Raw genomic sequence first — 20,200 nt, 5'->3', positions numbered from 1 at the left:
GTTGGTGGATGAGGCCGGTGTGATGGCCTACCCTGACAAACGTCCGCGCCGCCCTTTCCATCGCACGCTTTTTTCAGCGCAGCTCGACTCAGAACTCCTTCCAATCGTCCTCATCGGCGGAAGCGCGTTGCAAGGTCGCCGAAGCCGCCTTGCCCGCCGCCACCGGACGGGCCGGAGCCGCCGCCTTGCGCACCGCGGGCTTGGCGGGGGCTGGCTTGGTCGGAGCAATGCTGCGCCGCAAAGCCGGCGACGCCCCGCCATGGTGGACGGCGGGCGCCGCCGCAAGGGCCGCCGCGTCCAGCTTGAAGAAGCTGACCAGCGACCGCAGGTCCGTCGCCTGGTTGGCGAGCGACTGGGCCGCCGCGGTGGTTTCCTCGACGAGCGCGGCGTTCTTCTGGGTCATCTCGTCCATTTGCGAGACGGTGGCGTTGATCTCGTCGAGCGCCGCCGCCTGCTCCGAAGAGGCCGAGGCCATCTCGGCGATCAGCCCGGCAACCTGCTGGACGCCGGACACGATGCCCTCCAGCGCGTCGCCGGCCTTCTTGACCAGTTCCACCCCGTCCTTCACCTGACTGTCGCTGTCGAGGATCAGGCCCTTGATCTCCTTGGACGCCTGGGCGGAGCGCTGGGCGAGATTGCGCACCTCCTGCGCCACCACCGCGAAGCCGCGCCCGGCGTCGCCGGCCCGCGCCGCCTCGACCGCCGCGTTCAGCGCCAGCAGGTTGGTCTGGAAGGCGATCTCGTCGATCACCCCGATGATGTCGGTGATCTTGCGGCTCGACGCCTCGATGCGCTTCATCGCGTCGATGGCCGAATCCGCCACCGTCCCGCCGGACTCCGCAGCGGTGCGGGCGTCGGCGGCCATGCCGTTGGCGCGCTGGGCGTTGTCAGCGTTGGAGCGCACGGTTGCCCCCAGCTCCTCCATGCTCGCCGCCGTCTCCTCCAGCGAGGAAGCCTGCTGCTCCGTCCGCTCCGCGAGGTCGCTCGACCCCAGCGAGACTTCGGAGGCCGCGCCGGAAATCGCGTCGGTGGCGCGCAGGATCTGGCCGACGATCTCGCCGAGCTTGGCGGAGGTCGTGTTGACGTCGGTCTTCAGCGTCTGGAAGGCGCCCTGGTAGTCGCGCTCCACCCGCTTGTTGAGGTCACCCTGGGCAAGCGCGCTGAGCACCGCGCCGAGGTCGGCGATGACCGCCTCGACCGTGTCGGTCAGGCGGTTGATGCCCTCCGACATGGTCTTGTAGAAGCCGTCCTTGCCGGTCAGCTCCAGGCGGCGCGACAGGTCGCCCTTCGACACGCCGTCGATCAGCGCGGCGATCTCCTCGCCGATGGCGGTCTCGCGGGCGCGCTGCGCCTCGTCGGCGCGGCGTTCGGCCTCCAGACGTTCGCGCTCGGCCTCGTCCATCGCCTTCTTCTGGATGGCGTTGTCCTTGAACACCTGCACCGCCTGCGCCATCTGCCCGATCTCGTCGCGGTTGGCCAGCGCCGGGATGGTCACCGTCAAGTCGCCGCCGGCGAGGTTGGTCATCGTCTCGGTCATCGACACGACCGGCTTCACGATGGACCGCGCCACCGCCCAGGCCAGCAGCAGGCCGAACAGGAAGGCGCCGGCCGCGATCGTCACGTTGGCCGACAGGGTGCGGTCCATGCTGCCGGTGGTTTCGGCCAGAACGCCCTCGCGGTCCTTGCCCTCGATCGCGACGGTGCGGTCGGAGAGGTCCGCAAACTCGACGCCGCGGGCGCCCATCACGTCGACCAGCCGGGTGTTCTCCAGCATGACGGCGGAGGTTTCGCGGAACAGCGAGACGTAGCGGTCGGCCAGCTGGTCGGCGGCCAGCGCCGCAGCCCGGCGCGCCGGGTTGTTCAGCCGCTCCGTCGCCCGGCGGATGGCCTCGCCGAAGGCGTCGTCACGGGCCGACACCTCCGTGATAATCGACTCGTTCGGGCTGGTGAAGAAGCGCGACGCGGCCAGCCGCGCCAGCAGAAGCTGCTCCTGCGCGAGGGCGGCGTTGGCCGCGGCCTCGTGCTCGCCGTCGGCGATCAGGGTGGAGACGAGCTGCGACACGGTCTCGCGCGCCTTCTCGCCCGCCGGGACGAGCTGCTCGGTGTACAGGCGGTCGCGGCGCAGGCGAAGCTCCGCCAGCGTGTTGAAGTCGGTCACATAGTTGGCGAAGACCTGATTCATCCGCTCCAGCAGGGCGCGGCGTTCGCCGGTCGTGCCATCCAGGGCGCTCCGCAGATCCTTGACGAGGGTCGCCTGGACGGCGCGCACCTGATCCGCCACCTTCGGGTCGCCGAACGTGTTGAAGGTCAGGGCGAGGCGGCGCATCTGGGCGACCTGCGCGTCGATGGAACTGACCTGGATCGAGTGGTTGCTCACCGCCGCATAGGATTCGAAGCCGTCCCGCGCCACCCCGAGGCCCCGCACGCCGATGGCGACCACCACCGCCAGCAGCAGCAACACCACGAGGAAACCAAAGTAAATGCGGGTCCCGACCTTGAAGCGTCCCGCCAGACTGCTTGTCTGCATCGACCTGATCCTTTGATTGCGACGCGGCAGCGCAAGGAAACTCGCTGCCGACCGTCGCAGCCGACCGTCGCAGCCACCCCTCCCCGCCGGTCCGGCACCCGGACCCGGCGCAGCCTGTGGCGCGAATTCTATCTCATCCGGCCTATCCGAATTTGATTATCAAAGTGTTTCCACACCAGGACGAGGCGGCAAAATCACCATAAATTAAAATATTATTTTTATATGGCGCGCGATTTTGCGCCATTTATTTCCATTTCAACGCCCTGTGGAAGCGTGCAACCGTCACGCGCGACGCAGGCAAAGCGCCGCAATCAGTGCCTTCAACACACCGGACCGCAAGGGACCAGGGAATTCATATGCCCTCATTCATGCCTAAACAACAACCATAGCGCAGTAATTTCAGAGATTCCGCTTGCGCACCGGAAAGTTCTGTGTGAACAATCTCTTTAACATTCTCAAATCCTACATATTTATTCGCAAGCATTGGAGTTCCGGGTCCATGAGCGAACCTGCGGTGCGCAAAAGGGGGCGGCGCGGATCGCCCGAATCCTGGTCGGTCGATGCACATGTCGGGCAGCGCGTTCGCATGCGCCGCACCTTGATGGGCATGAGCCAGGAAAAGCTGGGCGAAGCCATTGGCCTGACGTTTCAACAGGTCCAGAAATACGAGCGCGGCTCCAACCGGATCTCGGCCGGAACGTTGTATCGCCTGGGGCAGGTACTTGATGTCCCCGTCAGCTTCTTCTTCGATTGCTACGACGACCCGCAAGCCTCCGTCACGAGGACGCCCAGCGCGGACAACGCGCGAATCAGCGACAGTTCCATCAGCCGCCGCGAGGCGCGCATGCTGCGCTTGTGGCGGGCCGCACCGGACAGTGTTGGCGATGAACTCCTGTCGCTCCTCAGCTCCCTGTCGCCTCACCTGCAGGAGGCGCGGGATGAGGAGGAGAGTGGACTGGCGAGCGCCGCGCTCATGGGAAGCGCGCCGAACGGCTTCCCGGGAGAGAGGAGTACGCTGACGGTCCCGACGGCGTCGAACACACTGGTGGGAAAGGCACCCGGGGGAAAGACGCCGGTGGGAAAGATGGCAGCGAAAGCGCCCGCCAAGTCCCGCATCAAGGTCGAGACGACCGGCGGAAAGCGGCGGCGCCATGGCGCGGTATGGGATCCGGCCGACATTTACCACGCCGGCAAGCCCAGCAAGGCGTCCACCTGACGGCGAAACGCCGGTGGGGCGGCGCCCCACAGGACACCGCCCCACACACCGAACGACTCTTGGTATCGGCGATCAGAAGCGCAGGATCGCCGCGGTCGAGGCGCCGGAGGGCAGTTCCTCCTTGGTCACCACATGCACCTCGCCGCCGCGCAGCAGCGTTTCGGTGGCGGCCTCCTCGACGAGGTCGATGGCGCCGTCCGTTTCGTGGTGCAACGGGAAGGCCCGGTGATAGTCCTCCCGGAAATGCCCCCAGACCTTCTCGTTCCCGGCCACCAGAAGAACCCCGACCCGTCCCTCGCGCGCCGCCACCATCACATCCTCGGCCCGCGTCGTCGTCCGTTCCGCCGTGTTGCGGTCGCCATACAGGGCGTTGAAGCGCTCCACGGCCGTCCGCCGGGTCGACTCGAACATCGGCTGGACCACCGCGTAGGCGCGACGGTGCAATTCCTCCACATCCAGCGCATCGGGGTTCGTGACCACCCCCTGCTCCAGCAGTCCCTGAAGATGCGCGTCCTTGCGCAAATGCCCCTGGATCTCCTCGTCCGCCACCAGGACGAGCGGGCCGCGGAAAGGCTTCAGGTGATCGCGCACGCGACCACCGACCCGACCGAGATACTCGATGAGATGGGCCTTGCGCAGTTCCTCGGGGTCTTCGCCGAAATTGTGCGTCTTGACCATCGACACGCCGCCGCGGTCCGTGCGGTCGGCATGGCGGGCCGGCGGGGCTGAGTGCAGGTTGTTTTCGTAATTGGTTTCGGCATGGATTTCCGCGACACCCTGAGGCAACCCGGCATCCTCCTCCGCGATGCCGTGGCGGGTCGCGCAGAACAGCCGGGCCCGCCCGGCGGTGACGGCCAGGATCATGAAGGTTCCGTCATCCGCCAACAGCGGCAGCAAAGGCCGCAGCGTGAAGCGCGCATTGACGACGACCTCCTCCGGCAGTTCAACGGGCACGCGGTGGATGGCCGACACGCCCTTGGCCAGGAAAATTGCCAGCCCACGGTCCATATGGCGCCAGAACTCGTTCTGCACCAGCAGGTCGGAGGCCGGCTTTAGGAACGCTTCGGCGTCGGGCCGGCGCAGGCCGTGCTTCTCGCACAGCTGGTCCTGGGCCTTGGCGAGCAGGTTGCGCAGCCGGATCACGTCTTGGCGGATGTCGCGCCCGGCGATGTGGGTGGGCAGGAAGATGGACACCGCCGGGGCGGCATCGACGGTCAGGAGTCGTCCCAGATCGTGTTTGCAGAACATCGCCTTCGTCGCCCTCCATGTTGCTCGTTCGGGGAATTCCGATTGGAGCAACCGGCGCGTCGGGCCATGGTTCCGGGGTGCCTACCGACTGGGCAGGCGCCCGGAACAGGGCGTACGGCAACCCGGCCTATGACGCCCGCGACGAGGATCGCGGCCGACCACAGGCCCACCCCAGGCCCCACCCCAGGCCCGACGTCACCAGGTGCGGACGGGCCCGGTGTCGATGTGCACGAAGCCGCTACGCGGGTAGTAGCCGACGCCGCCGGCTTCCATGCCGCGGGCCGCGGTGGCGATGGCCTTCAACTCGACATCCGGCAGCATCACGTCGATGGCCATGCCGCGGGTGTGGTAGCTTTCCTTCGCCACCCCGCGCGAGCGGCGGCGGGCCATGGCGTTGGTGCGGCGCGAGCGGTAGCCGCAGATGACCCGGAAGGGCTCGTCGCTGTCCAGCGTCTGATGCAGACGGGCCAGCACGTCGAACAGGCGGGGGTCGTAGCGGCCGACCTGCTTGGCCCGATGATCGCGCAGCAGCACGTCCAGCCTCTTCAGCGCGTCCGGTCGGTAGGCGCCATCGGCCCAATAGACGCCGCTGAACTGTTCGTTGGTGTTGATGTTGTGCAGGGCCAGTCGGCGGACGCCACCGGCCAGGGGGGCCGCAAGGGCCGGCGCGGCGGGCACCAGGACCGGAACGGCCAGGGCGGTCAGGGTCGCGGCGGCGAAGGTCAGAAACCCACGGCGGCCAGTCTCGCGCCCATTCATCGGCGCGGCACGGTCGTCACTCCCCAAAAGCATCACTCCCTATGCATTTTGGTGATCGGGCCGCACCGTTCCAGCGCCGGCCGGCCCCCTAGGGATTGTTCGGATAGGACCAAAATATTGTGGTCATAGCGAACGACTATTCCCTATAGGCTAGGGCTTGGCCGGGATCAACCCGAAAATGGCCCGAATCGGTCACAAATCGGCCCTCGGCGCCCTCACCCGCACTGGTTGCCCCCTGGCCGGAGGCCGTACGCCGATTTCCCGACCCCTGGAACGCGCGTCCCCGCCTCGCCGGACGGGGCTTCACGTACTACATTCGATAGAAAGGACAGGGGATCGGACCACCTGCCAGCCGAGGACGGATCATGCACACATCCCAGACGCTTACCGACCAACGACGCCGCCCGGCGCCGGTCCTGGCCGCGCTGACGCTGGCGCTGTCCGTGATCGCCGGCACGGCCGCCACCCCGGCCACCGCCGAGGCGGCCCCCTACCGCGACACGCTGACCGGCTGGGCCGACCGGCTGGACGCCGCCGCCACGGTGCTGGAGGCGGAACCGGAGCGTCCCATCACCCGCATCGGGTCCGGCCCGCTTCTCAAGAGGGGCAGCAGCGGCGAACGCGTGGAGCGGCTGACGCAGCGTTTGGCCGAACTGGGTTTCCTCGACCGGCTGCGCAGGGGCGATCTGTACGACGAGGAGGTGGACACCGCGGTGCGCGCCTTCCAGTTCAGCCAGCGCATGAAGGTCGACGGGCTGGTCGGCGGCGGCACGCGGGTGGCGCTGGACCGCAGCCCGCAGGAGTCGGCCGCCCAGATGCGGCGCAGCGCGCTGTCCATGCGCGCCTTCCGCGACACCGCGCCGGACACCGTGATCCTGGTGAACCTGCCCAGCCAGACCACCACGCTGGTCCGCGACGGGGAGGAGGCGCTGACCATGCGCTCCATCGTCGGTCGTCCGTCGCGCGAGACGCCGCTGCTTCAGGACCAGATCACCCACGTCATCGTCAACCCGACCTGGACCGTGCCGCCCACCGTCCTGAAGGAGGACAAGCTGCCCCTGCTGCGGGCCAAGGGCACGCCGGGCATCGCCAACGCGGTGGTCTATCTGGACGGCGCCCCGGTCGAACCGGGCGTCGTGGACTGGCGCAACGTCTCGCCGCGCCGCGTGCGGATCGTCCAGCAGCCGGGCGACCACAACGCGCTGGGCCGGTACCGGTTCAACATGACCAACCCCTACAACATCTACCTGCACGGCACCAACGAGCCGCGGCTGTTCGACCGCGAGATCCGCACCGTCAGCTCCGGTTGCGTCCGCCTGGAGGACGCGCGCGGCATGGCCGAGGCGCTTCTGGCGACCGAGCATGTGTCCACGGCGCGGCTCGACCGCATGCTGGACCGGCAGGAACCGCAATGGATCAAGCTTTCCCAGCCGGTGCCGGTGCGCTTCGTCTACTGGACCGCGACGGTGGACGACCGCGACGCCGTCCGCCTGCACCCGGACATCTATGACCTGAACGAGGACACCGTTCCAGCCGCGGCACCGGACCCGAGCGGTCCGACCTCGGCCGACCCGATGCCTCCAGCCCAAAGAGCCTGAATTCAAGGAAAACCCTTCCAAGAAAAAGCCCCCGCCGGTTGGCGGGGGCTTTTTCGTCAGGTGGCCCGCAATTCAGTGTCGGACCCGGACGCCCGCCACACCTTGGCGGCGGTCGGGCCGGTGTCGCCCGTCGCCTCCACATACTTCACCGGGTCGCCGGTCTTGAGCTGGTCCATGTCCACGTTCAGGCAGCTGTTCCGGTGGAAATAGAGCTGCGTCCCGGTGTTGGTCGTGATGAAGCCGTGGTCCTCGGTCGGGTTGAGCTGCGAGACGCGGCCGGGCTGCTCCGGATCATGGACCTTCACGTCGCGGCGCATCTTGTCCTTGTACTCCTTCAACTGCCGCTCCGCGGCTTCGAAGGCGTCGCGGATCGAGGTGCGGGCGTCGGGGTTGGCGTAGCGCTCCTTCGCCTTGTTCGGCTTGCGGCTGACCACGATGTCCTGGCCCGGCACCATCAGCTCGATGTGGACGTCGAAGACGTTGCCGGTCTTGTGCTGGCGATGCTGGGCTTCCACGGCGACCCGCATGCCGACCAGCCGGTCGAACAGCTTTTCCGTCTTCTCCGCCCGTTCGCGGATGTAGGCCTCCAGCTCGGGCTGGGAGTCCATGTTGTGGAAGGCGATTTCCAGGTTCGTGTCCATGGGGGTCCTCTCTAAGCACGACGTGAGGAAAGCGGTGGGAGCCGCCGTCAGGAGTCGCGGGCCTGGCCGGGAATGCGGAATTCTTCGCCCTGGTCGGCGATGCCGGGCATCTCGCCCTGGCTCTCCATGCTCAGCACGGGTTCGACCGGCTCGGTCCGTTCCGCGGTGTCGTCGGGGCCGCGCGCCGGATTCGGGCGCAACGTGTCCCGGTAATTGTCCTCGATGGCGATTTCCTCGCTCGCCAGCTTCCAATGGTCTTCGGCGCGATCCTCCGGACGGCCTTCACGCTCCCAGATCTGGTGAGCGCGCGCTCTGATCCGGCTTTCCAAATCATCCGCCATCCGGGCTGCCTCCTGTCCGTTCTTGTTCCGCGCCGCCCACACCCCGCTGCCGGATGGGCCTTTGGGCCGGGCGCGCTTCCCGTCAACCGCGCCGGAACACCGAAGGTTCCTCCCGAAGGGATAATCGGAGCGGGCAAACCGACGGAGACCGCGCCGTTTGAATTAATCCCGAAGGGGTGGTATTCGACGACGGCGACGATCCGGAGGAGAAACGTGTGAATCGGCCTGAACACGGACGCTCCCTCACGTCCTCCCTCCTCATGGGCATGCGCCGCTTCCGCTCTTCCCTGTTCGCGTTGCCGCTGGCCGCGGGAGTGCTGATGGCGCTCCCAAACACCGCCGCCCGCGCCGCGGATGGGCCGTCGCTGCTGCAACTCGGCCTCTTCCAAAGGGAAGGGGATGCCTGGTGGGCGTGGGACAGCCTGCGCCGCCGCTCCCCCGATTTGGCGGACGGCCTCAGCCCGGCGGTCGTTCCGCTCGACGCGCGGCGCCAGGGCGAGGGCGTCGCCCTGCGGGCCACCGCCCCGGTGGGGCTGGACGTGACGGCGCTGTGCCGCCGCATGCTCGGCGCCGGGTTCGGCTGCCTCGTCCTCGACGCGCCTCCGCCCGCACCTCCGGCCGCGCCTCCGCCCGCCCCTCCCTTGCCCGCGCCGCCTCAGGCATCGCCCCAAGCACCGGAGATCAGGCCGCCCGCCGACAGCGCGCAACTCGCCCCGCCCCGCCCCGGCGGGGACGGCAAGGCCGACGTCGCCCTCACCTACCCGCCGGAAGCCGCCCGGACCATGGCCGCCATCGAGAAGTCCGGGCGCCGCAAGGGCCGGCTGGGCGCGGTGGTTCCCGACACGACGCTCGACGTCATGCCGGCGACGCTGAAGGAGGAGGGCTGGAATCTCTGCGCCCTCACCTTCGACGACGGGCCGCACCGGGTGGTCACCCGCCAGATCCTGGACGTGCTGAACCGCGAGAAGATCCCCGCAACCTATTTTCCGGTCGCCAGCGTCGCCGAGAACCAGGGCGAGGTGATCCGCGACTTCATCGCCGCCGGGCACGAGATCGGCAACCACAGCCTGACGCACGCCGACCTGCGCGCCATGGACCCCGAGGCGCAGCGCCACGAGATTGCCGAGGCCAACCGCATCCTGCGCGGATTCGGCGCCAACCCGGTGCTGTTCCGGCCGCCCTATGGGCGCTACACGCCGGACCTGCTGGCCATCGCCCGCGAGGAGAGCATGAGCCCGGTGCTGTGGACCGTGGACACCCGGGACTGGCAGGTCCGCGACCCCGACCGCATCGTGCAGCATGTGAAGACCGAGGCGGGAACCGGCAGCGTGCTTCTGCTGCACTCCACCTACCCATCCACCCTCAACGCCCTGCCCCGCGTGATCGCCGCGATGCGCGCGAAGGGCTGCGAATTCGTCACCCTGTCGGAATGGATCGAGCGGATGCACCAGCTCGCCACGCCGGCCATGGCCCCGACCCTGGTGAACGCTGGGGTGAACGCCGGGGTGAACGCCGCTGTCAAGGCCGGGGGAAAAGCCGGCGACGCGGCGCTCCGCGCCGCCAACTGAACGGCGGTCGCCCGGTCAAGACCGTGCCTCTTACTTTCCGGTCTTCTGCTTGCGGATCTGCAGGTACTTGCGGATGGTCGTCTCGACCTCCGGCGGCAGCATGTTCCAGGCGCCGGACACCGACCCGCCCTTGACCTCCTCGATGGTCACGGTGGCGGCGAAGGTGAACTTCCCGCAGGCGTCGTCGATCCGCACCGTGATCCGCGCGGTCTGGCTGGGAATGAGCGAGCCGTCGAAGCCGGTCGCCACGAAGCCCTTGTGGCTGACCCCGGCCAACGGAAAGCTCTTGCCGTCGAACTCGATCACATTCGACGGGCCACCGGGTGGATTGGGCCGGCGCGGTGCCGCCTTCTTCTCATCCTTGACGGTGACCTTCAGAAAATCGAACAACCCCATGCACAGCCCCCGCCGAACAGCGCCGTTCATCGCCACGGCGTCATCACTTTATGCGCGGACTTACAAAAGGGGGCAACCGGGATTTCCCCGACCGGCGCCGCTTCAACCTTGCGGCGAGGCCGTCCTCCCGCGGCGATCCGAGCCGGCCGCCAGCGCTTCCTGAGCCCGCCGGACGCACAGCAGGGCAAAGGGAAGCAAGACCACCAGCACCGCCGCCATGCCCACCGCCACCGCCAGCACCCCAGCCATGTCGGCCCCGCCCAGATGAGCGGCGAGCGTCAGCAGGAGATGGAGGATCAACGCGGACAGCATCACCGCCGCCAAAGCCGGAGCGGCAAATCCCTGCACGCGTCGGCCGCGTGTTTCACCGGTCGCCGCGCGCCATGACCAGCGTGGACGCGCCGCCGGGCAAGACGTCCCATAGACATCCAGCATGGGCACTCCTTCCGTCACTGCTCATCCGGTGCCGGTTGGATTGGAGCAACACGGTGGGATGAGGCGCGACCACTATAGCGGCAAAAATGCGCGAAGCCTAAAATCTGAAGTACTTATTCTGATTGGACGGTCCTCCCGCCAAAGGTTATGGGCCGGGCGGCACGTCCCTTCACCTCCCGCGTAGGCTCTCCACAGAGTCTGTGGATAACTGTGTTGACAAGGCCCGGCTTTTCCCGATTCGAGTCAAGCGCGACAAGGCCATAGCGCGATTTGCCCATTTTTTGAGCATGTCACACAAACCATTGAAATGCATTGCCTTTCCCGATTCCGAAGGGTGTTGCAGCGCTCACGCCTGTCAATTGGATTCTGACGCCGGACTCCCGGCGCGGCGATTTCGCGCGGGTCTGTGCCCTGTTGACAACTGAATGTTCGGATTCCCCGCATGGGGCACCCCGATCCCGCCGCCGCTCACCCCGGGCGGAGGAAACGGTTCGTACGACCATCCGTTTGCCGGTGTTACAATCCGGCGCAAGCCCCTTGGGTCAGGGTCACGGTGACCGCGGTTCCGCCGCCCGCCTTGCTGAAGACGCGGATGCCGCCGCCCATGCGCTCGACCAGCGCCTTGCAGATCAGCAGGCCAAGGCCGCTCCCCACCTCGCCGTCGGCGCCGGGGGCGGCGTGGTGCGGGTCGATGCGGAACAGATGGGGCTGCAGATCCTCCGGAATGCCCATCCCGTTGTCCTGGACCCGCACGGTCACCCGCCCGTCCGCCAGAGCGGCGGACAGCATGACCATGCTCCCCGAGGGGGAGAAGCGCACCGCGTTCTCGACCAGATGCTTCAGCACGGTGCTCAGCGCGGACAGGTCGCCCAGCACCGGGGTGGCGACGATGCGGTTGACGATCAGGATGTCGCGGGCGCGGGCGCGTGGCGCCAGCTCCTCCAGCACGTCCTGAAGCAGGCCGCCCAGCTCATAGCTCCGCAGATCGAGCGGCACCTGATTCAACTGCAGGCGGGACCACAGCGACAGGTTCTCGATGGTCCGCATCATCTGCCGCCCGGCGTCGCTGCACAGCGCGGCGTAGGCGTCGAGATGCGCGCTCCCCACCGCCGAACCGCCGCCCGCCGGGTCGGGGAGTGCCGCGTCGGAGGAGATCATCTGCGTCGCGCCGAGGATGGCGCTCAGCGGGTCCTTCAGCTCCTGGCAGATCTGCCCCAGGAAGCGGTTCATGCGCGCGACCGCGTCCGCCAACTGGTCCACCCGCAGGGCGCGCTGCGTCTCCTCCTCGACACGGCGGGTGATGTCGGTGACGAAGATGCAGAAGCCCGGCGCCGGCCCCTCGTCCGAGTCGGCGTCGCCGTCCAGCCACGAGTCGTTGAAGATCACACGGAGCGACATCCCGTCGGAGCGGATCAGGGTGACGTCGTAGCTGCGGTGCGGGGTCAGGTCGCGGATGGCCGCCTGCCGCTCCAGGACGCTCCGGCTTTCCTCGGCCACATAAGCCAGAAGGTGGGTTCCCACCAGCTCCCCGGCCCGGTAGCCGAGCAAGGCGCACAGCGCCGGGTTGACGCCGATGGTGACCAGTTCGCGATCCACCACCCAGCAGGCCTGCGCGCTCCGATCCAGAATCCGTCGGCTCAAGCGGTCCCAATCGACCGCCGGGCGCGTGGGCTTCGACAGCAGTGCCAGCATGACCCCTCCCGTCCTCATCCTGGGCGGGTCGGTTACACGGCCGTGTGTTCGTCCGTTTTCTTTTCGACCCGCTACCAATGATAGGCACGGGCGGCAGAAACCTTCAACAAAATGTGGGTTTCGCGAATGTTATAGCGCCGTCATCGATTCGCGCTTTATCCACCCCGCCGCTTTCTGTTCAGTAACCAAACGGCTTTCGTACCCTCTCTGCTTAAGTTCTTATGACGCTTTTCATAGGCGTTGTGTTGGGAAGACCGGCGTCAGCGATCCTCCGCCGTCGCCGCCCAGCAGCGCAGGACTTCCGCCACGCTCCAGGCCTGCGAGATGCAACCGCGCGGGCTGAAGGGCGGTTCGGCGTCGAAGATCTCCGAGATGGTGCCGATCCCCGCCTGATCGAGATGCGGCAGAAAGCCCTGGAGCAGCTCCCGCGCCCCCGCCTTGTCGTCCGGATGCAGCTTCAGCCACGCATCGACGTAGGGACCGATCAGCCACCCCCAGACCGTGCCCTGGTGGTAGGCGGCGTCGCGGGCGCGCAGATCGCCGAAGTATTTCGGCTTGTAGTCGCGCTGCCCCGGCGCCAGCGAGCGCAGCCCGACCGGGGTCAGCAGCCGCTGCCGCACCGTCTCCACCACCGGCTCCCAGCGGGCGCGGTCGAGCACCGGGTTGTCGAGCGAGACGGCGAAGATCTGGTTGGGCCGGCAGGCGTCGTCGTCCCCCCGCTCCCCGTCCACCACGTCGTAGAGATGCCCGGCGTGGGCGCACCAGAAGCGCGCGTTGAAGGAAGCGCGGGCCTGCTCCGCCAGCTCCGCCAGCGGGCGGGCGGCCTGGGCGTCCCCCTCCTCGGTCAGCCAGCCGGCGGTCAGGCACAGGGCGTTGTACCAGAGCGCGTTGATCTCCACCGCCTTGCCCCGGCGCGGCGTGACCACCCAGTCCTCGACCTTCGCGTCCATCCAGGTGAGCTGGTAGCCCTCCCGCCCCTGGCGCAGCAGCCCGTCGCCGGGGTCCACGGCGATGCCGAAGCGGGTGCCGCGCCGGTGATGGTCGATCACCTCGACCAGCCGGGGCAGCAGCAATTGCAGCGTGTGGCGGTCCCCGGTCGCCTGGACGTAGCGGTTCAGCGCGTGGAAGAACCACAGGGTGGCGTCGGCGGTGTGGTACAGCCCTTCGTCCTTGCCGTCGGGGAACATGTTGGGAATCAGCCCGTCGCGGATGTAGTGCGCGAAGGTGCGCAGGATCCAGCCGGCCTCCATGTGGCGCCCGGTGGTCAGGGTCAGCCCCTCCAGGCTGATCATGGTGTCGCGGCCCCAGTCGGTGAACCAGTGGTAGCCGGCGATCACCGTGCGCACCTCGTCGCCCTCGGCGCGGGCGCGCATCTGGTCGGCGACGCGGCCCGCCGGCACGAACAGGAAGCTGTCCGCCGACAGCACCAGCTCCGCCATCGCCCCCTCGCGCAGCGACGGATGGGCCGTCCCGACGATGCGCCGCCGCCGCTCCTTCTCGAAGCGCAGGACGTCGGCGGGCGGCAGCGCCCACAGCCGCTGCCACGGCTCGGTCGCCGCGACGAAGCTCAGCGTCTGGCCCTGGCTGAGGGGGCCGCTGAAATAGCCGGGCGTCCACAGCGAGCCGCGCGATTCATAGCCGCGCTCCGCCTCCACCGGATAGACGATGTCGCGCCGCGCCCCGCCGTCCAGCGTCAGCGGAAGCTCCGCCCCCTCGATGGTCATGCGCAGCACCGGCAGTTCCGGCCCGGCCCATATCTCATACTCGTGGCCGCGGGCGGTGACGCGGTAGTCGCGGGCCAACGGCTCGTCCACCGCGGATTCCAGTTTGCGGAAGGCCATCACCGGGCGGAGGCGAAGGCAGATCGGCTGCGGCGCCTTCACCACCCGGTAGGTGACATGGACGATGTTCTGCAGGTGCGGTAGCACGATCTGCTTTTCGATCACCACGTCGCCGATCTCGTAGCGCCAGACCGGCAGGCCGGATTCCATGCGGAACTCGGCGAGGCCGGAGGGCGCGGCATCGGACGGGTAGTTCGGGTCGGGCCACTGGTCCGCCTGCGGGTTGTGGCCGGTCAGCCGCCGCTCGGTCCCGTCGCGCTCGATCAGCACGTCGTTGAGCTGGCTCAGCATCACCACCCGGCCCAGCGGCGCCGGCAAAGCCGCCACCAGAAGCCCGTGATAGCGCCGCGTCACCGCCCCCGACAGGGAGGAGGAGGCGTAGCCGCCCAGCCCGTTGGCGACCAGCCATTCGCGGGACAGCGCGGCGTCCGGCGCGGATCGCAGGGCGTCGCGGGTGATCTTGCGGATGAAATCAGCCATGGGTCTCCTGAGCGCTCGTACCGTTGCCTTCGCCCCGTTCCTGGTCCGGAACAATGTCCGTGGCGGCCAGGACGACCGCAGCGTGGCCGGGGAGCCGCCAGCCGCCGTCCGAGGATTCCAGCGGGGCGATGCCGCAGCCGCCGTAGCGGGGGTCCTCGCTGGACCACAAGGGCGTCCAGTCCCTGCCAACCGGCGGCGCCAGCAGCGGTTCCGGCAGGATGTCCAGCCGCAGGTCGCGGCCCAGATTGACCAGCAGCAGCCGGTCGTCCCCCGCCCCACCCTCCTTCGCGCCGAAGAAGCGCAGGACGAACGCCTCCTCCGCCAGCACGGCGCCGTCCAGCCCGCCGTCGCCCTGGGCGCGGAACACCGGGTCCTCGCGGCGCAGGCGCAGAAGGTCGCGGTGCAGCGCCCAGACCTCGGTGTGGGCCTCCCGCTCCGTGTGGTCGAGCTTGCAGTGCCGGAAGGTCTCCGCGTCCTGCGGGCGCGTCAGATGGGCGCGCATGGCGGGGGTGGCGAGGCTGGGAAACTGGGACAGGAACTCCGCCCGTCCCGTCTCCACCTTGGCGGCCAGATCGGGTTCGTGGTCGGCGAAGTAGTAGAAGGGCGCGCTCGCCGCGAATTCCTGCCCCTGGAACAGCATCGGCGTGCCGGGACCCAGCAGCGTCAGCGCGGTCAGCGCCCGGAAGCGCCCCGGCGTGGTCAGGGCGTGGATCCGCTGGCCACGGCCGGAATTGGCGATCTGGTCGTGGTTCTGGAGGAAGGTGACGAAGGCCGGGCGCGGCAACCCGTAAGCCGGCAAGCCCCGCCGCTTGCCCTGCCAGCGGTACCATTGCCCCTGGTAGAGGAAGCCGTGCTTGACGGCCGACAGCAGTTCCTGCGGCGTGCCGCGGTAGTCGGTGTAGTAGGCCTCGTTCCGCCCGGTCAGCGCGACCCGGGCCGTATGGTGGAAATCGTCGTTCCACAGGGCGTCCAGCCCGCAACCACCCTGTTCCACCGGTGTGGCCATGGTGGCCAGTTGGGGTTCGTTCTCCCCGATCAGCAGGGTGCCGCGCCCGCGCGCCGCCTGACGGACGGCCTGCCCGAACTCCTGGATGATGTGCGGGGTGGAGCGGTCGAAGATTTGCTGGGTGGCGTCCAGACGCAGCCCGTCCAGATGATACTCGTTGACCCAGAAGGCGGCGTTCGCCCGGAAGAACTCCCGCACCGGGCCGCAGTTCGGACCGTCGAAATTGAGCGCGTCCCCCCACTCGTTCTTGTAACGGGTGGTGAAGTAGTCCGGGGAGAAGCGGGACAGGAAATTCCCGCTGGGACCGAGGTGGTTGTAGACCACGTCGAGGATCACCGCGAGGCCCAGCGCGTGGGCGCGGTCCACGAAGCGCCGCATGTCGTCCGGTCCGCCGTAGAGCCGGGTCGGCGCGAACAGGTCCACCCCGTCGTAGCCCCAGCCGAAGCGCCCCGGAAACTCCGCCACCGGCATCAGTTCGAGGACCGTTATCCCCAGCTCCGCCAGGCTTGGCAGTTCGCGCGCCGCCGCCTCCCAGGTGCCCTCCGCCGTAAAGGTGCCGATGTGCATCTCGTAGATCACCTGTCCGCGCAGACCGCATCCCGCCCAGCCGGCGTCGGTCCAGGCGAAGGCGGAGGGGTCCACCACCTGCGACGGCCCCTCCGGCCCGTCGGGCTGGAAGCGGGACGCCGGATCGGGGAAGGTCGGGCCGTTGTCGAGCTGGAACCGGTAGAGGCTGCCCACCGGCACCCCTTCGACCATCGCGGAGAAGTAGCCGTCACCCTCCGCGTCCAGCGCCACCGCGCGCTCCTCCGGCCCGACCAGCAGGTGGACGCCGCGGCAGGCGGGCGCCCAGACCCGCGCCAGCACCCGGTCGCCGGGCGCCGGTTCCACGCCTATGGAACAGCGGCGGAGGGTAAAAGCCGAACCGCCGACCTGCGCTGCATCGGGAGGACTCGACACGGAACGCTCCCACCGCAATGTTTCGATCAACGGCCCACCAACAGACGCCGCCTGCCTTCGTCCCATGGGCGATTCCATTGGAGCCGCCGCCATCCCCTTGAAAAGGTTTCCCGCCATGCCGCTCCAGTCGCCGCGCGTCCTGATTTGGAACGAGTTCCTTCACGAACGCCGGGACGAGACGGTGAGGTCCCACTATCCCCAGGGCATCCACGAGGCGCTTGCGGCCCCTCTGCGCGCCGCCGGTCTGACCGTGGAGACCGCCACTTTGGACGAGCCGGAGCACGGCCTCACCGAGGAGCGGCTGAACGCCGCCGACACGCTGGTCTGGTGGGGCCACCGCGCCCACGCCGAGGTTTCGGACACGGCGGTGGAGCGGGTGAAGCGGCGGGTGACCGAGCAGGGGATGGGCCTCGTGGCGCTCCATTCCAGCCATTTCTCCAAGCCCTTCCTGGCGCTGATGGGCACCGGCTGCTTCCTGAAATACCGTGTCGCGGCGGAGAAGGAGCGGCTGTGGGTCGTCGATCCCGGTCACCCTGTGGCGGCGGGCATCGCGGATTGCATCGAGCTGGACCATGAGGAGATGTACGGCGAGCCCTTCGACGTCCCGCCACCGGACGATCTGGTCTTCCTGAGCTGGTTCCAGGGCGGCGAGGTGTTCCGCAGCGGCTGCGGCTGGCGGCGGGGGCTTGGCCGCGTCTTCTACTTCCGGCCCGGCCACGAGACCTACCCCACCTACCACCACCCGCAGATCCAGCGCGTGATCCTCAACGCCGTCCGCTGGGCGGCGCGGCCGGAGGGGCTGGAGGCGCCGGTGCGAGGACGGCGGACCACCCCGCTGGAGCCGATCCCGCCGCGATCATGAAGGGGTCAGACCCGTTCCCCGAAGCTCTCCGCCGCCGCGTCGATCACCGCGGGGTGGGCGCGCAGCCTGTTGAGGGCGGTGTCCTGCTGGGAATCGTCCAGTTCCAGCGTGACGATGACATCGACGGCGCTGCCGCGCTCCGCGTCGCGCTCCTCGCGTGCGGTCTGGACGACGTGGCCGCAGCGGTCGCGCAAGCCTCCGACGATCTCCGCCTCGACGCCGCGCCCTTTCTCGGCCGGATAGGCGTAAACGATCTTCATGGCCTTCCATCCCTTGTTTTGGCCCGCCGTCACGGCGCGAAGACGACCCGCATGCAGTCGTCGGCCTTCTCCTTGAACATGCGGTAGCCCTGGGGCGCGTCGTCCAACGCCCATTTATGGGTCAACAGGTAGGCGGGATCGAGATCGCCCTTCTCGATGTGCTCGAACAGGCGCTTGACGTAGCGCTGGCCGTGCTGCTGGCCCATGCGGAAGGTCAGCGCCTTGTTCATCGCCGCGCCCATGGGGAACTTGTCGAGAAGACCGCCATAGACGCCGACAATGGACAGGGTGCCGCCCTTGCGGCAGCACTGGATCATCTGGCGCAGGACGGCGGGCCGGTCGCTCTCCAGCCGCAGGACCTGCTTGCCGCGGTCGTACAGATCCTCGATGGCCGAGGCGCCGCTGTCCGCCTCCATCCCCACCGCGTCGATGCAGACGTCCGGGCCACGCCCGCCGGTCATCGCCAGCAGGGCGTCGTAGATGTCCACGCGGCTGTAATCCAGCGTCTCTGCCCCCGCCTTCATCTGGGCGGCGCGCAGCCGGTCGGGAAAGCGGTCGATGCCGATCACCCGCTCCGCCCCCATCAGGAAGGCGCTCTTCATCGCCATCTGGCCGACGCCGCCGCAGCCCCAGACGGCCACCACGTCTCCCGGCTTGATGTTGCCCATGTCGGCGGCCATGTAGCCGGTCGGCACGGCGTCGGAGACGAAGACCGCCTGCTCGTCCGTCACCCCCTCCGGCACGCGAAAGCAGTTGGTGTCGGCGAAGGGGACGCGGATGTATTCGGCGTGGCTTCCGGCGTAGCCGCCAAAGGCGTGGCTGTAGCCGAAGATGCCGGCGGTGCAATGCCCGTAGGCCGCCTCCTCGAAGGCCGGTTGCGGGTTGGAGTTGTCGCAGAGCGAAAACTCCTCGTGCTGGCAGTGCCAGCATTTGCCGCAGCCGATGATCGAGACGGTGATCACCCGGTCGCCGCGGTTCAGCCGCGTCACCTCCGGCCCCTTCTCGACCACCTCGCCCAGGAATTCATGGCCGATGATGTCGCCGGCCCGCATGGTTGGGACGTAGCCGCCGATCAGATGCAGGTCCGACCCGCAGACCGAGGACAGGCTGACCTTGATGATCGCGTCCTGCGGGGCGAGGATCGTGGGGTCCGGTACCCGCTCCACCCGCAGGTCGTTCACGCCGTTCCAGCAGAGCGCCCTCATCCCGTCACCTCCCGCAATCGCGCGTCGACCCCGCCCCGTTCAGCCCGCCCGCTCGGCTGGCCCTCGATGGTGGGAAGCTCGCCGACCTCCATGATCCGCTTCAGGCGGCGCAACGCCTCGCGCGCCTGCTGCTCCGGCGCGGCGCCGAACAGGCGGGACACGGCGTTTCCGCCGACACCGCCCGGCGGGTGGTAGGCCAGCGTCAGGCTGACCTCCGTCCCTCGGCCGCCCGGCGCCGGACGGAACAGGACGGTGCCGCGGTGCGGCAGGTCGGCCCCCTCCAGCGTGTGCCAGGTGATGAGTTCGTTTTCCCGGATCTTGTCGAGCCGGCTGTTCCAGACCACCGGAACGCCGCCGGGGCCATGGGCCTTCCAGCGGCTTTCCGTGTCGGACAGGATCTCCACGGCGTCGAGGTGGGGGAACAGCGCCGCCAGATGGCGGACGTTGCGCCAGTGGCGGAACAGCTTCTCGGCCGGGACCGCGATGGTGACGTTCGCCTGGGTGGTCGTCGGCTCCCGGCGCAGCGCCGGCAGCGCGGCCTGCCGCAGCGGGCTGGACAGCGGAACCCCCGCCGCCCCGGCGAGGAACAGCCCGCCGCCGAGCGCGCCCAGCGCCCAGCTTCCCCGCCGCACCCCGGCGAAACCCAGCGCCGTGCCGCCGAGGATGGCGGCCCAGCGTTCGAGCGTCCCGGCGGAGCCCTCCTGGCGCCGCCTGCCGTCCCGGCCCCTGGTCATTGCCCGTCCTTCTTCTTCAGCAGGTCCAGCTCGTACAGCCCCTTCATCAGGTCGCGGTGCAGGTCGATGCGCTCCGCGATGTCGGTGTAGTGGGTGGCGTCCGGGGCCCGCCCGGCCTCGTCCAGCGCGCGGTCCCACTGGTTTCCGGCGAAATCGCCGCGCCCGACGAACATGACGGCGCGCAGTTCCATCCGTTGTTCGGGGGTCAGGTCCTCCAGCATCCGGTTTAACTGGCTCAGCGCGCCGCTGGCGTCGGAGGACAGGATGCTGAGGGCGTCGAGATCGGTCGGGTTCCGCGAACCGCGTTCGCTGGTCTGCTCCCCGAGGTCGATGTTGCGCATTCCCGCGAGGAAACGCTGGCGGTCGGCCACGGCCTCGTACGCGAGGTCGGCGGCCTGCTTCACGGTATCGACCGAAATCTGTTTGAGCAT

At 68.6% G+C, this 20,200-nt stretch carries 18 protein-coding genes; 4 read left to right on the top strand and 14 right to left on the bottom strand.

The window, feature by feature from the left end; all coding sequences use genetic code 11:
• Positions 1-88: 88 nt before the first annotated feature.
• Positions 89-2,527 carry a methyl-accepting chemotaxis protein gene (locus ABAZ39_RS03030; RefSeq protein WP_038526613.1) on the bottom strand — a complete coding sequence of 813 codons (2,439 nt, stop codon included), beginning with the start codon at positions 2,525-2,527 and terminating at the stop codon, positions 89-91.
• Positions 2,528-3,026: 499 nt separating this feature from the next.
• Between ABAZ39_RS03030 and ABAZ39_RS37640 the strand changes: the two genes are divergently transcribed.
• Positions 3,027-3,743 carry a helix-turn-helix domain-containing protein gene (locus ABAZ39_RS37640; RefSeq protein ID WP_081863022.1) on the top strand — a complete coding sequence of 239 codons (717 nt, stop codon included), beginning with the start codon at positions 3,027-3,029 and terminating at the stop codon, positions 3,741-3,743.
• Positions 3,744-3,815: 72 nt separating this feature from the next.
• Here the strand turns inward: ABAZ39_RS37640 and ABAZ39_RS03020 are convergent, their stop codons facing one another.
• Entirely contained in the window at positions 3,816-4,991 is a 1,176-nt protein-coding gene (locus ABAZ39_RS03020) for a baeRF3 domain-containing protein (RefSeq protein ID WP_038526610.1), read from the bottom strand.
• Between the two features lie 195 nt (positions 4,992-5,186).
• Positions 5,187-5,783 (bottom strand): peptidoglycan L,D-endopeptidase MepK, encoded by a 597-nt coding sequence (gene mepK, locus ABAZ39_RS03015; RefSeq protein WP_051657771.1) that lies wholly within the window; start codon positions 5,781-5,783, stop codon positions 5,187-5,189.
• Between the two features lie 332 nt (positions 5,784-6,115).
• Between mepK and ABAZ39_RS03010 the strand changes: the two genes are divergently transcribed.
• On the top strand, positions 6,116-7,348 hold the full coding sequence (locus ABAZ39_RS03010; protein ID WP_038526607.1) for a L,D-transpeptidase family protein: 1,233 nt from the start codon (positions 6,116-6,118) through the stop codon (positions 7,346-7,348).
• 56 nt (positions 7,349-7,404) lie between these two features.
• Here the strand turns inward: ABAZ39_RS03010 and ABAZ39_RS03005 are convergent, their stop codons facing one another.
• Together ABAZ39_RS03005 and ABAZ39_RS03000 are read right to left on the bottom strand one after the other, a co-directional pair.
• Entirely contained in the window at positions 7,405-7,989 is a 585-nt protein-coding gene (locus ABAZ39_RS03005; RefSeq protein ID WP_051657770.1) for an HPF/RaiA family ribosome-associated protein, read from the bottom strand.
• Between the two features lie 47 nt (positions 7,990-8,036).
• Positions 8,037-8,330, bottom strand: a complete 294-nt coding sequence (locus ABAZ39_RS03000) for a DUF2934 domain-containing protein (protein ID WP_038526604.1) — start codon at positions 8,328-8,330, stop codon at positions 8,037-8,039.
• Positions 8,331-8,650: 320 nt separating this feature from the next.
• On the opposite strand from ABAZ39_RS03000, the gene ABAZ39_RS32795 reads away from it, so the two are divergent.
• On the top strand, positions 8,651-9,898 hold the full coding sequence (locus tag ABAZ39_RS32795) for a polysaccharide deacetylase family protein (protein WP_247881615.1): 1,248 nt from the start codon (positions 8,651-8,653) through the stop codon (positions 9,896-9,898).
• Positions 9,899-9,928: 30 nt separating this feature from the next.
• Here the strand turns inward: ABAZ39_RS32795 and ABAZ39_RS02990 are convergent, their stop codons facing one another.
• From ABAZ39_RS02990 to treZ, 5 genes are all read right to left on the bottom strand, one after another.
• Positions 9,929-10,294 (bottom strand): hypothetical protein, encoded by a 366-nt coding sequence (locus tag ABAZ39_RS02990; RefSeq protein WP_038526601.1) that lies wholly within the window; start codon positions 10,292-10,294, stop codon positions 9,929-9,931.
• 102 nt (positions 10,295-10,396) lie between these two features.
• Positions 10,397-10,729: a hypothetical protein gene (locus ABAZ39_RS35395; protein ID WP_144243452.1), complete on the bottom strand. Its 333-nt coding sequence runs from the start codon at positions 10,727-10,729 to the stop codon at positions 10,397-10,399.
• A gap of 516 nt (positions 10,730-11,245) precedes the next feature.
• Entirely contained in the window at positions 11,246-12,421 is a 1,176-nt protein-coding gene (locus ABAZ39_RS02980; RefSeq protein WP_038526595.1) for a PAS domain-containing sensor histidine kinase, read from the bottom strand.
• A gap of 260 nt (positions 12,422-12,681) precedes the next feature.
• Positions 12,682-14,742: an amylo-alpha-1,6-glucosidase gene (locus ABAZ39_RS02975; RefSeq protein ID WP_038526592.1), complete on the bottom strand. Its 2,061-nt coding sequence runs from the start codon at positions 14,740-14,742 to the stop codon at positions 12,682-12,684.
• Positions 14,735-16,708: a malto-oligosyltrehalose trehalohydrolase gene (gene treZ / locus ABAZ39_RS02970; protein WP_247881614.1), complete on the bottom strand. Its 1,974-nt coding sequence runs from the start codon at positions 16,706-16,708 to the stop codon at positions 14,735-14,737. Before treZ ends, ABAZ39_RS02975 begins: the two co-directional genes overlap by 8 nt.
• Before the next feature lie 115 nt (positions 16,709-16,823).
• On the opposite strand from treZ, the gene ABAZ39_RS02965 reads away from it, so the two are divergent.
• Positions 16,824-17,570, top strand: a complete 747-nt coding sequence (locus tag ABAZ39_RS02965; RefSeq protein ID WP_038526589.1) for a ThuA domain-containing protein — start codon at positions 16,824-16,826, stop codon at positions 17,568-17,570.
• Positions 17,571-17,575: 5 nt separating this feature from the next.
• Here the strand turns inward: ABAZ39_RS02965 and ABAZ39_RS02960 are convergent, their stop codons facing one another.
• Genes ABAZ39_RS02960 through ABAZ39_RS02945 form a run of 4 tightly spaced genes read right to left on the bottom strand, consistent with a single transcriptional unit; the run spans position 17,576 to position 20,200 of the window.
• A complete protein-coding gene (locus ABAZ39_RS02960; RefSeq protein ID WP_038530585.1) occupies positions 17,576-17,830 on the bottom strand; it encodes a hypothetical protein in 255 nt (84 codons plus the stop codon).
• A gap of 29 nt (positions 17,831-17,859) precedes the next feature.
• Complete coding sequence (locus tag ABAZ39_RS02955) at positions 17,860-19,035, bottom strand: zinc-dependent alcohol dehydrogenase (RefSeq protein WP_038526586.1); 1,176 nt, start codon at positions 19,033-19,035, stop codon at positions 17,860-17,862.
• A complete protein-coding gene (locus ABAZ39_RS02950; RefSeq protein WP_051657767.1) occupies positions 19,032-19,769 on the bottom strand; it encodes an SRPBCC family protein in 738 nt (245 codons plus the stop codon). Before ABAZ39_RS02950 ends, ABAZ39_RS02955 begins: the two co-directional genes overlap by 4 nt.
• Positions 19,766-20,200, bottom strand: a complete 435-nt coding sequence (locus tag ABAZ39_RS02945; RefSeq protein WP_038526583.1) for a DUF3775 domain-containing protein — start codon at positions 20,198-20,200, stop codon at positions 19,766-19,768. Before ABAZ39_RS02945 ends, ABAZ39_RS02950 begins: the two co-directional genes overlap by 4 nt.

It is taken from the genome of Azospirillum argentinense (assembly GCF_000632475.1).
In the GTDB taxonomy this organism is placed as follows: Bacteria; Pseudomonadota; Alphaproteobacteria; order Azospirillales; family Azospirillaceae; genus Azospirillum; species Azospirillum baldaniorum.
Note: the sequence above shows the minus strand (reverse complement) of the source record. Positions and strands in the feature narration are given on the sequence as shown.

Bases quoted from the DNA above. Each gene is read 5' to 3' on its own strand.
- ABAZ39_RS03030 (WP_038526613.1), bottom strand. From the start codon at position 2,527: ATGCAGACAAGCAGTCTGGCGGGACGCTTCAAGGTCGGGACCCGCATT.
- ABAZ39_RS37640 (WP_081863022.1), top strand. From the start codon at position 3,027: ATGAGCGAACCTGCGGTGCGCAAAAGGGGGCGGCGCGGATCGCCCGAA.
- ABAZ39_RS03020 (WP_038526610.1), bottom strand. From the start codon at position 4,991: ATGTTCTGCAAACACGATCTGGGACGACTCCTGACCGTCGATGCCGCC.
- mepK (WP_051657771.1), bottom strand. From the start codon at position 5,783: ATGCTTTTGGGGAGTGACGACCGTGCCGCGCCGATGAATGGGCGCGAG.
- ABAZ39_RS03010 (WP_038526607.1), top strand. From the start codon at position 6,116: ATGCACACATCCCAGACGCTTACCGACCAACGACGCCGCCCGGCGCCG.
- ABAZ39_RS03005 (WP_051657770.1), bottom strand. From the start codon at position 7,989: ATGGACACGAACCTGGAAATCGCCTTCCACAACATGGACTCCCAGCCC.
- ABAZ39_RS03000 (WP_038526604.1), bottom strand. From the start codon at position 8,330: ATGGCGGATGATTTGGAAAGCCGGATCAGAGCGCGCGCTCACCAGATC.
- ABAZ39_RS32795 (WP_247881615.1), top strand. From the start codon at position 8,651: ATGGCGCTCCCAAACACCGCCGCCCGCGCCGCGGATGGGCCGTCGCTG.
- ABAZ39_RS02990 (WP_038526601.1), bottom strand. From the start codon at position 10,294: ATGGGGTTGTTCGATTTTCTGAAGGTCACCGTCAAGGATGAGAAGAAG.
- ABAZ39_RS35395 (WP_144243452.1), bottom strand. From the start codon at position 10,729: ATGCTGGATGTCTATGGGACGTCTTGCCCGGCGGCGCGTCCACGCTGG.
- ABAZ39_RS02980 (WP_038526595.1), bottom strand. From the start codon at position 12,421: ATGCTGGCACTGCTGTCGAAGCCCACGCGCCCGGCGGTCGATTGGGAC.
- ABAZ39_RS02975 (WP_038526592.1), bottom strand. From the start codon at position 14,742: ATGGCTGATTTCATCCGCAAGATCACCCGCGACGCCCTGCGATCCGCG.
- ABAZ39_RS02965 (WP_038526589.1), top strand. From the start codon at position 16,824: ATGCCGCTCCAGTCGCCGCGCGTCCTGATTTGGAACGAGTTCCTTCAC.
- ABAZ39_RS02960 (WP_038530585.1), bottom strand. From the start codon at position 17,830: ATGAAGATCGTTTACGCCTATCCGGCCGAGAAAGGGCGCGGCGTCGAG.
- ABAZ39_RS02955 (WP_038526586.1), bottom strand. From the start codon at position 19,035: ATGAGGGCGCTCTGCTGGAACGGCGTGAACGACCTGCGGGTGGAGCGG.
- ABAZ39_RS02950 (WP_051657767.1), bottom strand. From the start codon at position 19,769: ATGACCAGGGGCCGGGACGGCAGGCGGCGCCAGGAGGGCTCCGCCGGG.
- ABAZ39_RS02945 (WP_038526583.1), bottom strand. From the start codon at position 20,200: ATGCTCAAACAGATTTCGGTCGATACCGTGAAGCAGGCCGCCGACCTC.